Origin of the sequence: Azospira sp. I09, from assembly GCF_009177135.1 — a bacterium.
In the GTDB taxonomy this organism is placed as follows: domain Bacteria; phylum Pseudomonadota; class Gammaproteobacteria; order Burkholderiales; family Rhodocyclaceae; genus Azospira; species Azospira oryzae.
In genome coordinates, this window is sequence record NZ_AP021844.1 from 2,784,926 (window position 1) to 2,796,988 (window position 12,063).

12 protein-coding genes are annotated in these 12,063 nt (G+C 66.6%); 3 read left to right on the forward strand and 9 right to left on the reverse strand.

What is annotated here, in order from left to right; genetic code table 11:
* Window positions 1-22 precede the first annotated feature (22 nt).
* Window positions 23-1,876: a tyrosine-type recombinase/integrase gene (locus AZSP09_RS12975; protein ID WP_152090288.1), complete on the forward strand. Its 1,854-nt coding sequence runs from the start codon at window positions 23-25 to the stop codon at window positions 1,874-1,876.
* A 47-nt stretch (window positions 1,877-1,923) separates the two neighbouring features.
* On the opposite strand, the gene AZSP09_RS12980 is transcribed toward AZSP09_RS12975, so the two are convergent.
* The gene (locus AZSP09_RS12980) at window positions 1,924-2,691 is read right to left on the reverse strand and encodes a substrate-binding domain-containing protein (protein WP_442858676.1); all 768 of its coding nucleotides are present in this window, start codon (window positions 2,689-2,691) and stop codon (window positions 1,924-1,926) included.
* On the opposite strand from AZSP09_RS12980, the gene AZSP09_RS12985 reads away from it, so the two are divergent.
* Entirely contained in the window at window positions 2,657-2,956 is a 300-nt protein-coding gene (locus AZSP09_RS12985) for a helix-turn-helix domain-containing protein (RefSeq protein WP_003282197.1), read from the forward strand. The two genes, AZSP09_RS12980 and AZSP09_RS12985, sit on opposite strands and share 35 nt — an antisense overlap.
* A 26-nt stretch (window positions 2,957-2,982) precedes the next feature.
* Here the strand turns inward: AZSP09_RS12985 and mobH are convergent, their stop codons facing one another.
* From mobH to AZSP09_RS13000, 3 genes are all read right to left on the reverse strand, one after another.
* Window positions 2,983-4,836 (reverse strand): MobH family relaxase, encoded by a 1,854-nt coding sequence (gene mobH / locus AZSP09_RS12990; RefSeq protein ID WP_152090289.1) that lies wholly within the window; start codon window positions 4,834-4,836, stop codon window positions 2,983-2,985.
* A 201-nt stretch (window positions 4,837-5,037) separates the two neighbouring features.
* Window positions 5,038-5,958 carry a nucleotidyl transferase AbiEii/AbiGii toxin family protein gene (locus tag AZSP09_RS12995; RefSeq protein ID WP_152090290.1) on the reverse strand — a complete coding sequence of 307 codons (921 nt, stop codon included), beginning with the start codon at window positions 5,956-5,958 and terminating at the stop codon, window positions 5,038-5,040.
* On the reverse strand, window positions 5,951-6,709 hold the full coding sequence (locus AZSP09_RS13000; RefSeq protein ID WP_172974815.1) for a type IV toxin-antitoxin system AbiEi family antitoxin domain-containing protein: 759 nt from the start codon (window positions 6,707-6,709) through the stop codon (window positions 5,951-5,953). Before AZSP09_RS13000 ends, AZSP09_RS12995 begins: the two co-directional genes overlap by 8 nt.
* Window positions 6,710-6,938: 229 nt before the next feature.
* Here AZSP09_RS13000 and AZSP09_RS13005 point away from each other — a divergent pair, with 229 nt between their 5' ends.
* The gene (locus AZSP09_RS13005) at window positions 6,939-7,301 is read left to right on the forward strand and encodes a DUF3742 family protein (RefSeq protein WP_010792111.1); all 363 of its coding nucleotides are present in this window, start codon (window positions 6,939-6,941) and stop codon (window positions 7,299-7,301) included.
* Window positions 7,302-7,329: 28 nt separating this feature from the next.
* Here the strand turns inward: AZSP09_RS13005 and AZSP09_RS13010 are convergent, their stop codons facing one another.
* From AZSP09_RS13010 to AZSP09_RS13030, 5 genes are read right to left on the reverse strand one after another with little or no spacing between them, the layout of a single operon-like run.
* Entirely contained in the window at window positions 7,330-8,862 is a 1,533-nt protein-coding gene (locus AZSP09_RS13010; protein ID WP_023085016.1) for a conjugal transfer protein TraG N-terminal domain-containing protein, read from the reverse strand.
* Window positions 8,863-8,877: 15 nt separating this feature from the next.
* Window positions 8,878-9,231 carry a hypothetical protein gene (locus AZSP09_RS13015; RefSeq protein ID WP_003292115.1) on the reverse strand — a complete coding sequence of 118 codons (354 nt, stop codon included), beginning with the start codon at window positions 9,229-9,231 and terminating at the stop codon, window positions 8,878-8,880.
* On the reverse strand, window positions 9,228-10,634 hold the full coding sequence (locus AZSP09_RS13020) for an integrating conjugative element protein (RefSeq protein WP_013721901.1): 1,407 nt from the start codon (window positions 10,632-10,634) through the stop codon (window positions 9,228-9,230). The genes AZSP09_RS13015 and AZSP09_RS13020 overlap by 4 nt, the downstream gene beginning before the upstream one ends.
* A gap of 10 nt (window positions 10,635-10,644) precedes the next feature.
* Window positions 10,645-11,589 (reverse strand): TIGR03756 family integrating conjugative element protein, encoded by a 945-nt coding sequence (locus AZSP09_RS13025; protein ID WP_152090292.1) that lies wholly within the window; start codon window positions 11,587-11,589, stop codon window positions 10,645-10,647.
* Window positions 11,586-12,035 (reverse strand): TIGR03757 family integrating conjugative element protein, encoded by a 450-nt coding sequence (locus AZSP09_RS13030; protein ID WP_011829986.1) that lies wholly within the window; start codon window positions 12,033-12,035, stop codon window positions 11,586-11,588. Before AZSP09_RS13030 ends, AZSP09_RS13025 begins: the two co-directional genes overlap by 4 nt.
* Window positions 12,036-12,063 lie beyond the last annotated feature (28 nt).

The following is a 12,063-nucleotide window of genomic DNA, read 5'->3' on the forward strand; positions in this document are numbered from 1 at the left end:
ACTCATGTTCAGGAGCAAGAGCATGGCACTCTCAGACCTGGCCGTTCGACAGGCCAAGGCAACAGGCAAGGCATACACCCTCCCTGACTTGGATGGCCTCTCCCTGGCCGTCACGGCTGCTGGGGGCAGGACTTGGCACTTCCGCTACTACTGGGCGGGCAAGCAGAAGCGGATGTCGCTCGGCACCTACCCGGAGGTGACGCTTCGCGAGGCCCGCAGCCTGCGCGACGAAGCGCGCGCCCTGCTGGCCAAAGGCACCAATCCTCGCGTTCACCGCAAGCAGAAGCGCACCGCTGTCCGGCTCGCCGACGAAAACACCTTCGATGCGGTGTATCGCAAGTGGCTCAAGCATCGCGGGCTCAGCCTCAAGGAAGGCCGGCAGACGACCCTCTCGATACTTCCGCGCATCTTCGACAAGGATGTGCTGCCCGCCTTGGGCAAGCGGTCGGTCTATGAGATCAAGCGTCCCGACCTGTTGGAGGTGATCGTCAAGATCGAGAAGCGCAAGGCGCTCTCCGTCGCCGAGAAAGTCAGAACGTGGTTCAACCAACTGTTCCGCTACGCGCTGGTGATCGTGCCGGGCCTGGAGCAGAACCCCGCCGCCGATCTCGATGTGGTGGCGCTGCCGCTGCCACCCGTCAACCACAACCCGTTCCTGCGCATGGCCGAGCTGCCGAAGCTGTTGCAGCGGCTGCGCAGCTATCGCGGCAGGCGGCAGACCCAGCTCGGGCTGCGGCTATTGCTGCTGACCGGCGTGCGAACCGGCGAGCTGCGACAGGCGACGCCGGATCAATTCGATCTGGACCGTGGGTTGTGGATCATCCCGCCCGACGTCGTGAAGCAACTCCAGTTGGATATGCGCAAGAAGCGGCAGCAGGCGAAGGACATCCCGCCCTACATCGTGCCGCTGTCGATTCAGGCCATGGAGATCGTCCGGCACCTGCTGGATGAGTTCAAGCCGGCCCAGCGCCACCTGTTCCGGCACGACAGCGACTTGAAGAAGCGCATCAGCGAGAACACGCTCAATGGTGCGCTCAAGCGCATGGGCTATCAGGAACGCCTGACCGGACACGGGATTCGCGGCACGATGTCCACCGCGCTCAACGAGATCGGCTACCCGAAGGTCTGGGTGGATGCACAGCTCTCGCACGTCGATCCCAACAAGGTCAGCGCGACCTACAACCATGCCGAGTACGTGGAGCAGCGTCGCCGCATGATGCAGGACTGGGCCGATCGGCTCGACCTCTTCGAGCAGAACCAGGTCGAGGCGGCCAGCATGCCGCTCACCGTGCATCTGGAAGGCGTGCCCGCGTTCCCGAATGAGCAAACCGCAAGCGTACCCTCCACGCCGGTTGCCGCTTCGCCAATCCTGCTCGTGACGAAGCCGGGCGACGCCATGCCGTTGGTTTCTGCCGCCGCACATCGGCTGCCGGCGGTTCCGCCCCCTCGATCGGCCGCGCCGCTGGCGCCTTCGGACATTCAGCGCGAGAGGATGGAACTGTTCGATGTCTTCGAAGCGCCGCACAACCTTCCCGTCGCGGCGTTTGCCAAGATGGCGGGCAAGTCCCGCAGGTGGATCAGCTACGAGATCAAGGCGGGCAACTTGCTGGCGTTGAACGTGGGCAACCGCGGCCAGCGCGTGCCGGACTGGCACCTCGATCCACTCAAGCACGAGCTGATCCAGTCCGTCCTGAAGCTGACCAGGGGTGCGGACCCTTGGCAGATCTACCATGCACTGCTGCAGCCGCGCTCGATGCTGCGGGGGCGTTCGGCACTGGAGGGCGTGACGGCCAGCAATCTCGACAAGCTCGTCATGGCCGTGAGCACAGCCGTGAAGGAAAGCGAATGGACCCTGCCGCGAGTCGTGGTTGCCTAGCAGCAGGAATGCGGGATCGTGGCGAAACCGCGATCCCGGCGTATCTGTCAGGACACCAAGCGCGCGCGGCGGGCGAATCTTGCCTGGGTGTCCGACAAGGAAGCGTTGCGGCGCAGCAGGTAAGCCATCACGATCGTTGGTGCGCCGGCCAGCGGCCGCACGGCGATGCCTCGGCGTAGGTAGCTCGCCAGTCTCGCGGCAGGCGCAATGGCGATCCCGTACCCGGCGGCAACCAGCGTCATCGCCACATCGAATGTCTCCACCGTTTGCTCCCGCTCCTGCAGCGCGTTCTCGAACACGCGCTGCACGGTCATGCGCCATGGTTCATCGGCCGTGGACTGCGAGCAGATCAAGGGCTGCTTGAGCACTTCCTCGCACGGCACTTCACGGTAGGCCAGCAGGTGGGAGCGCTTGGCCACGGCGACCGCCAGCGTGTCATGCCACAGCGGCTCGCATACCCAGCCAGGCCACTGCCGGGCAACCGCAGACAAGGCGAAATCGAAGCCGTCGCCCGGCAGCTCCGCGCCTCGAACGGGATCTGTCCATCCGGCCAGGACGGCATGAGTCTCCGGCTCTTCGGCACGCTGCAGGGCGAGCACGTCGGCGAGCTGGGGAGGCACCCATTCGCCGAGGACGGCCATGCGAATTTCGGCGGTGATGTCACTCGATTCCACGTCCAGCTCCCCCCAGGCGGTGAACTCGTGGCAACTGATCTCGAAGCCGTTGAATGAGTTAAGTTTAACGTGGTTTAAATCGTGACCGTGTTCGACGCTCTTGGCAATGCCAAAGCGTTCGATCCAAAGGGGCCGCCCCACCGGCACCACTACCTACGAAGCGGAACCAGCCATCGCGTTTGGGGCTGCCGTGCGGGAAGAGAGAACCAACCAGGGTATCGCTCAGGAAACGCTGGCTCACATGGCCGGCATCGAGCGGTCTCACATGGGCAAGATCGAGCGCGGCGAGCATGTCCCCACGCTCCCCCTCATCCTCAAGATCGCCCGTGCGCTGAAATGCAGTTCCGCCCACTTGATGACTCTGACCGAAGCCAAGCTGGCAGAGTCGGCCCCATCCGCGGATTGAAGCCGGCCTGCGCAGCGGCCGCACGGCTACCCCTGATCGTCGTTGTCCTTGCCCCCAAGGGCTGAATCTTCGCGCTTTGCGGCCTCGTTGAGGAGCCGCAGGTATGGGTTGTCTGGCGGCGTCTCCCGGAACAGCGCCTCCGGGCTGGCGAGCAGATAGCCGTGCAGCCGGCGCGACTTGCGCGGCCCCGTGACTTCGCAGGTCCAGATGTTCAGCCCGCTCGGCTGCTTGCGGTGCTGTCCCAACTTCTCGAAGCGCTTCTGCACCCACTGCCACCCCTCCAGCTTCTCCTGCTTGGCCAGCGCGGCGACTTGAAGGTACTCCTGCGCGTAGCGCTGGAACACGCCGGGGCTGACGAGGTAGGTCGTACCGGCGACGGTATGCACCAGGGCCTTGGCGTCGTTGATGATGAGCTTGCGCGTCTGGATGCTCTGGCGCAGCCAGGCCATGAAGTGCGCCCCGGAGGGCTCCGCGCGATCCTGGGAAGGCGCGAGGCTCATCTGCGGCGGGGGCACGGTCGAAGGGGCCGGCTCGGGCTCGGCAACAGGGGAACTCGGGATCTCCGGTGCCGTGGGTGGAGCGGCGTCGCCCAGCAGGTCGAGCAGCGCGGCCACGCCGGTGTCCATGGCTGCGGATGCGATCGGTGCCGTGCTCGCGGATGCAGCTTCGATGCCTTCGGCGCGCGGCCCATCGGCCACCGTTGTCGCCTGCGGCGTCGGCTCCGCCTGTTCCTCTTCGACCTGCACACGGCCTGCGAACGGCGCCGGCCGGTCGGCGGCATCCCAGATCATCGCCGGCGAGAGTTTCAGGAAGGTGAAGGCGTGCGACCAGCCGGCGTCGCTGGTGACAGAAGCCTTCCAGATCGCCTTGCCATCCGGCGTTGGCTGCACGATGCCGTGATCCTGCAGCACGTTGAACACCGCCGTGTTGCTCGCCGGAATGCCGTCGATGCCTTGCGATAGCAGATGTGCGCGCAGCTTGTCGGAGACGGTCTTGCTCACCAGCCACAAGGCGTCTTGGGTCAGCCAACCGTCCGCCGGGCCGGCCTGGTTCAGCTTGAACGCTTCCTTGAGCAGGTAGCGCAAGCCGTCGAGCAATTTGCGTTGCAGAGCATGCTTGGGCGCCACCAGCGCCTTGCTGGGATCGCCGCCGAGTTCCTGGGCGACCGATGCCTGGTCGGCCTGCACGACCAGCTCGCCGAGCGTGCCGGCGTGCTCGTACTGGCCGGCCAGCACGTACAGCAGCGCGGCCCAGAGGTCGGGATAGCCGCTGAGCCAGTCGAAGATGTCCCGATCGAGAAGGCGCACGTAGAGCAGCCCGGTGGCGGCGCTGTGCAGGCGGTACTCGCGCTCCTTTCGGTAACGGAAGCGGTAGGGCTTTCGCAGCGGGCCGTGCCAGGGATGCCAGACGCTGCCGTCGGCATGCTCGACGTGCAGATCGACCGCAATCTTGCCGATGTCGTGCAGCAAGGCCGCGTAGGCCGTGCCTGCGGTCCAGGCTTCGGCCTGAGCCGCCTGTGCCTCGGGCGTGACGCCCGCAGGCATCAGGTACGACTGCCGTAGCTTCAGCGCATAGGCGACGATCTCGAGCCCGTGGTCCAGCATGCCGCCCGGATAGGCGTGGTGGTGGTTCTCGGAGGCCGGGAACTGCTGGACCAGCTCGGCGTAGCGCTCCAGTGGGGCGAGGTAGAGCGTGGCGAACTGTCGGCGCGAGAGCGATGTGCGCTGCCAGATGTGTTCCAGCAGTTTCTGTCGACGCGGCGTCGCCAGCAGCGATGCGGCCGACTCCGGCCGCATCGACCCTTTTGGAGTTTCGATGGCGGAGGTGGGCGGCGTGCCGGCGGTGGGTGGCACCCGTTTGCGCTGGAACAGCGAGAGCATGACGAACCCCGGATGACGGGCTGCTCGGGGCGCCTTTTGGCCTTTTCAGGATAGGGCCTTTCCCCTTGGCACCCTTCCTTTGCCCCTTCCCAGCCCTTTGGCCTTTGTCGGAAGCCTTTGGGTATAGGGCCGCTGCTGCGCGGGTGCCACGATGAATGCGGCATGGGGCAATCCCGGCATTGGGGCGCTGCGGGACGTTCATCAGCTCTGGCCCAAGCCGGTGTCGAGGGCGGCGGATTGCGCTGCGAAGTCGTCGGGACGGCGCTTGCGGAAGGTTTCGAGATTGGCGAGCTTCCAGCGCAGTGCCGGCAGTTGCGCGGCGTGCTGGCATTGCACCAGCGACCAGTCCGGTTCTGCGCGCGCCAGCCCGCTCAGAAACTGCTTGTGCGCGGTGCTCAGTCGCTGTGGCAGCTCGCGCCGCACCCTGGCGCGAGCGTCGAGCAGTGTTTTCAGGGAGCAGCCCACTTCGGTCATGCCGACAAAGGCCCGCTCGTACTCGCCGGCGATGTCCTTGTCGTTGCCGAACAGCACTTCGTGGGGCGGCCGGTTGTGGCCCGCCAGATAGATCACGAAGCACTCGACCATGCCGTCGCTGATGTCGCCCGATTCGTAGAGCTGCCACACGTCGAACAGGTCGCGGGGGTGCTGCCGATCCAGCGCGGCCACCAGCTTGCTGGCGTACAGCTCGTCCGGTGCCAGAACCGGCAGCTCGAACTCGACGCCGAACAGATCGCTGGTCTTTGCGCTCAGCGGCCGCCGCTCGACGGGCAGCACGCTGCCTCGGAACACGACGTTGACCTCGATCTTCACCTGGCTGGCGTCGTTCTCGACGATCAGCTTGGTGTCCCCCAGGTCCTTGGCGCGAACCAGGCGTGTTTGCACGCCCAGCGGTGCAAGGCGCGCGGCGATGGCGGCCAGCTCCTGGTTGATGGCTTGCAGCGCTTCGTCGCGCGGCGTCTGCCACGGGAGGTACACCACGTCGATGTCCACCGAAAGGCGCGGCATGTCCCGCACGAAGAGGTTGATGGCCGTGCCGCCCTTCATGGCGAAGATGTCGTTGGCGAACACGTCGGGCGCGACGGCCAGCAGCAGGCGAACGGTGTCCGCGTAGGTCTTATCCATGGGGTTTCAGGCTCAGCAAGGTGCCGTCATCGAGCCGACTCATCCAGCGCATGTTGCTGCCGGTGCGAACCGGGTACTGCTCCAGCAGGGCATCGACATCCACGAGGCTGGTCTCGCGCGCCCAGGTGAGGAACAGGCGCACGGCCTTCACGCTGGCGCAGCAAGACAGCAGTTGCCCGAGCAAGTCCTTGCGGGGGGAACGCAGTCCATCGAAGAGGTTGCGGGCCTCTTCGAGGCTCTGCTTGACGCCGGCTTCGTACAGCAGCTCCAGAACGGCACGCTCGGGGGCTGCCACCCGCAGATCCTCGGGCAGGCCAGGCGGCGTGGTCAGGGTCTTGCCGGCCAGCGCCGTGTCCGGCCAGTCGAACAGGCGGGCGTGGACATAGCGGGCCGGAAAGCGCGAAGTGAACCAGGCCGGCAACGCGAAACGACCGTCGCCCCACAGCACCAGCGCCTCCCGGCTGCCCAGGTTGTGCCGCACCCCCTGCAGGGCCAGGGCGCTCTTGCCGCCGACGTGCAGGCCGGGCACGCGCTGTTGCAGGAACTTCAGCGCACCGTAGACCCCGAACTCATCGTTCGGGAAGGCATAGACGCCATGGGCCAGGCGCACGAGCCACCCGCCGTCGGCATAGTGGGCGGCGAGCTGGGGCGACACCCCGAACTGGCTCAGGGTGGCAAGGTCGAACGGCGCCCCGCGGGGGAGTCCGGCCTGCAGTCGCTTGATTACCTGGTGCCGAGAATTTCCATCCATGTTATAAAAATAACACAGAATCCAATCTACCCCTAGAGCCATTGCAAGAACGTGCATGGAAAGTAGCATTAGGTTTGATTTATCGTGCAGAATCTAATCGATCTGCGACCCGAGCCAACCCGGCTCTGCCGGCCGCAACCCGCCCTCCTGATCGCGGTCTATGCTGGAGGGCAGGCCACGACCGGCCGCTCCGCGAGGTGAGGCACCACTGAAGCCGAGGCATATGAGCATGACCACCAACACGCACAACGGGCGCTGGAGCCACCGGCTGGGCCGGGGGGCTGGCCGTGCCTGGCGTGGATACCTGCGCCGCGAGCAGCGTGTAGCCGGCTGGCTGGTGACGCGCGGGGTGCCTGCGGGCGCGATCACGGCGGTGCTCTGGATCGTCAAGCTGGCCGTACTTGGCGTGCTGCTCTACACCGTATCCTGGCTCGTCCTGCTGCTTGCCTTTGCGGTGGTCGCCGCATGGCTCGCGCGGAACGCCGATGCGGATGATGAGAACCAGCCAGAGTGGCGTGAAGGACACTCCGGCCATGGTCTGTACGACAAGAACGAGTGGCGCCACGACATGGGCGACTCTGACGAGTCGTAGCTGCCCCATCGGTGCGAAAGGATGCGCCTTACTTCGCGCCGCCTTTCGACGCAGCCGTCATCGCAAGGCGAGAGCCACTACCTCCAGCCGCCTTTGCGTCGCCGGTAGCGACGGTAAGCGCTCCAAGAATATTGCCTGCCCGTACACCAGCCCAGGCCAGTGCCATCACCCAAAACGTCGGCAGCACGATGAACATCATCGCCATGACGAAGTTGAGCAGCATGTCGCCAAAGGCGTTGTTCAAGCCGATCAGCGGATCGAAGTTCGTGTGCGGCCTGTCCGCGCCAAACCCCCAGCCGTAGAGCGCGTCCAGGATCGTGCTGTCGATCCAGCGCGCGAGCTGGAACCAGAAGTCCACGAAGAACAGCGCGAACTGGACGCAGCTCACCGTCACCACCGTCTTCAGGTCGTAGGTGCCGATCAGCAGCACCAGCGGGATGCAGATGACGAGCGCCATCTTGAGCATCGTCAGCACCATCGGCAGCGCCTGGCGCACCACGTCCATCGCCGGAAAAAAGCCCAGTGAGCCGACGGTCAGCCCCAGGTCGCTCGCGCCGCGCGTGACGACGTTCGGCAGCGTCTTGTCGATCTGGCCGCCGTAGTCGGTGTAGACGGCGCCCTGGTTCATCTTCTGCTGCCTCGGTGAGACCACGGCGCGGATCACGGAGTCATTGACCTCGCTCGACGACAGGAAGCCCACCCAGCGCCCGATGCGGGTCAGCAGGTCCGGGTCCACCTGTGCCAGCAGCCGGCTGTGCAGTCCCTGGCCGCCATCGGCCCACCACTGCCGGCAGGACGGATAGCCGCCGCCGCTGTCCACCTGTGCCAGCCCCGCATCGCGGGTCGCGTCGTAGGGCCAGGCCGTGCGTGGGGTCTTGGCGCGATAGGTGTCATAGAAGCCGGGCGTGTCGAGGAAGTAACTCGACCCGATCCAGGTGACGTCGTTCATCTGCTCGTCGGAGAGCGTCGGCCGGTTCATGAACAGCTTGGCGCGCGACGGCCCGTAGCAGTCGTGCGTGAAGTCGGCGACCTCCTGTGCCAGCACCGGATCGTCGATGCGCGTGGCATCCACATCCATGCGAATCTGACGCAGGTCCGTGCCGCAGGGGATCGCCGCCACCGCGGAGCCCGTCACGGCTTTCGACAGCGCGTGCATGAAGAACCACCACACCGGCACCAGCGCGCTCTGGTCGTTGAGCGCCGTGTAGACGTTGGACCAGCCCGTGTCGTTGGGCAACGGGACGTTGACCTGGCATTGCGCGGAGCGCGTGGTGTCGAACTTGATCGTGGCGAGATCCACCGGGATGAACGGGATGCCGGCGAACATGATGACCACGATCGCCACCCACACCCGGTTCTCGATGCGCATCGACGACAGCACGCCCTTGTTGCCTTCGTCCGCACCCTCGCTGCGGGCCTTGAGCCATTCCTGGATCACGATGGCCACGAACGGCAGCGCGAACACGCCGCTGGCCACGAGAATGCTCCAGATGCCGTTGTTGACCACCCAAGCCACCAGGGTCAGGTAATACTCCAGGTAGTCCGTGGTGTAGAGCGTCATGCCTGCCTCCCGGTCTCAGCCGTGCCGCAACAATTGGCTGGCTTCCAGCGCGACCACGGCGATCACGGCAGCGATCTCCGTGCGCAGCAGGCGCTGATGCGTTTCGCGGGACGGCTCCCGCCGCAACAGGCGCCGACGCATCCACCACCAGCCGTAAGCCGTCGCTCCGTAGAGGCACAGACGCCACACGAAGAAGTGGCCGGCGTGCGCCTGCAGCCAGTGCTGCCAGCCCTCGACGCCGCCGACCACGTGGATGCCGGCGATGTTCACCGCCACCGCGGCGGCGACCACCAGCAAGGTCCACAGCAGCGCCACGCCGACGCGGCGGTTGAACAGCCATGGCAGCCGCAGCCAGGCGAGCCGGCTCATGGCGTACCGCTCCGCGGCTTCTGGACTTCCCGCAGACGGTCGCGCGTGGTGTCGCCCTCGAAGACGCCGCGCGAGCCGGCAGCGCGGGTACTGTGGCGCTGGATGATCGCCATCGCCGAGTTGCCGGCCAGCGTGCGGCGCAGCTCCAGCTCGGTCTTGAGGTTGTTGATCTCCTGCTCCAGCGCGCTGTTCTCCTGGTCCACCGCCTGCACGGCGAGCTCGTTGGCGGCGACGTTCGGCTCCTTCTTGCCGGTCAGCAACGTGCGTTGCAGCAGCAGGGCCTTCTCCAGCACGCTGGACAGCGCAGCCTCGGACGCGAGGCGCCGGCCCAGCACGTCCTGGTCGGGCTCGTCACGCAGGGCCTCGATCACGCCGCGGGTGATCGGCAGCGAGCTGCTGCCGGCCGCGTCGAGATTGGCCAGTGTCGTCGGCCGGGCGCCCGTCACCAGTTCCTGCAACACCTGCAGCTTGGTCTCGTACTCTTCCTGGATCACTGGCGTGAGCCCGACGCCAGGCGTGGTCTGGGTCTTCGTGCAGTTTTCGCAGGTGCGTTGCTCGCGTTCGCCCAGCACGCGGTTCGCAAAGGCCGCGGCCGCGCCAGGCGACGACCAGGTCTGGCAGGTCAGGCGGTTGCCGCAGGCGCTGCGCGCGATCGACGAGGTATCGGTGGCGCTGCGCCCGTTGAGCAGGTTGTAGCCCGCGCGCGTCACGTCGCCGACCACCTTGATCGAACTCTGGCCGGAGCCGCCCGCGTTGCCGCCGCCGACCCAGGGCACGCCGTTGTTCCCCTTGTTGGACTCGGCCTGCTCGATGGCGGAGACGGCATCGGTGCTGCTGACCGCATCCCGCAGCGCCATCCCTTCGGCGAGCTGGTCCCAGCCGGCCTGGCCGCCGGCCATGTCCGCCATGCGATTGGCGATGGCCCGGCAGGTCATCTTCGAGCGGTCGAAATCCAGGCGCGCCTGGAGGATGCCGTTGGTGAGCAGGTTGTACAGGCCCGGGTCGGCGCGCTGGATGATGAGCGCCGGGAGTGACGCCACCGCGGCAGTGGCGTTCTGGATCACGTTGCTCATGATCGTCTGGAAGCCGTTGGTGATGCCGTTGAGCTGGTTCTGCAGCGTCGTGGTGATGCTCATGTCGCCGCAGATCAGGTTGCTGTTCCAGCCGACGCCGACGCCGATGCTCTGCATGTTGCCGGCACCACCCATCGACACGGCCCGGCCGCCGCCGATGCTGTAGAGCACGTCGTCGCCGATCACGCTGCCGCTGACGTTCACGCCATTGGGGTCGATGCGGGTCTGCGCCCAGGCGACGCCGACGACCAGCGTGATGGCCGCCACGAGCAGCGTGGCCCGCAGGGGCGACTTCGCGCGGTGCAGGAAGTCAGGGAGGGAGGCGTTCATCGTGGGTTCCTCACATGAAATCGACGCTGCCGAGGAAGACCTGGCCACGGCGCCGGCAGCAGGAGTACGGCCGCCACAAGGCCCAGGCGTAGTCGCCCTGCTGGGCCTGCACGCGGGTGCGGCTGTGCGGGAAGACCACGCAACTGTTCGAGAGCGTGGGCGTCAGCTCCTGCCACTTGCCCGTCGAGGCGTCGGTCTCCATCAGCGCGCCGGCCGGCCAGTAGCCGTCGCGGGCGTTGGCCAGCAGGGGCTGATACACGTGAATCTGGTTGCGGCGCGTCACGATGTCGCCCGCGCGCTGCGCGACCACGGCGCCGCTCTTGTGGTCGTCGGTCTGGTGCAGGAAGCCACCGCGGGGATACACGTTGCCCCAGAGGTTCAGGCCGGTGCGCGTACCGATTTCGCGCCGGCCGGGGATGAGCGCTTCGGGGTAGAACGCTTCCGGGATGTTGTAGCGCCAGGCGATCGTGTCGAGCGTGCTCAGCAGATACGGCATGAAGGCCGTGCCAGCGCCTTCGCACGAGTGGCCTGAGGCGCTGGCGAACTGGCTGAACACCATCCCGGCCGGATGGCCGATGACATCGGTGTTCTTGAACTTGGCGAGGTTGTTCTCGTTGTCGTGATTGGTCGTGCCGTCACCCCCAGCCTTGGCGCTCGGGTTGGGCATGCTCATCGCCCTGACTTCCAGCCACGGGTTTTCGCCGGTGTTCGAGTAGCTCGACACCACCGCATCGGGGACGTAGTGGCGCACCTTGACGGAGGTGCGAACCGAGCAGCCGAAGGGCGTGCAGTACAGCCAGTAGCAGATTCCGACCACGCGGTATTCGAGGCAGTCGGGGGACAGTGCCGACGAAACGATGGTGGCGGTGTCCAGGGCGAACGTCGACGTAGCCGCGCCCAGCAGCAGCGAGGCGGCGGTGGCGCGCAGGCGCCGGCGTGCCGGCGGGAGGCTCATGGCTGCGTGCTCCGGTAGGCGTTGATGCGCGCGACAGCGCGTGCCACGTCGGGCTCGCCGTAGACCACGTAGCGTCGATCGACCACCACGGCGGGAATCTTGGCGATGCCCAGTCCCCAGGCATCCGCAACACCTTGGTAGGCGTGGCCGATGCGGCGTTGAAGGGCCTCGCCGCCGTCATGCAACCGCTGCCGCACCACGGCTGCGGCCTGTTGCGGGTCGGCCGGCAGGTGCGCGGCGAGTTCGACCTCGATGCGCGTGGCCTGGTCCAGCTCGATGATCCGCACGCCGGCCGGGGCCTGCACCGGATGACGGCCGCCGGTGACGACGAGCACATCGGCGGCCGCCGCGATGGGACCGAGCAACGCGGCGCACAGTCCAGCGGCCAGCCGGACGGCCAGGGGGCGCCGCGAGGCGGTAGGAAGGTTGAGGGAATGAGCCGGCATGTCGCGCCTCCGCGGAGTCGATGCAGAC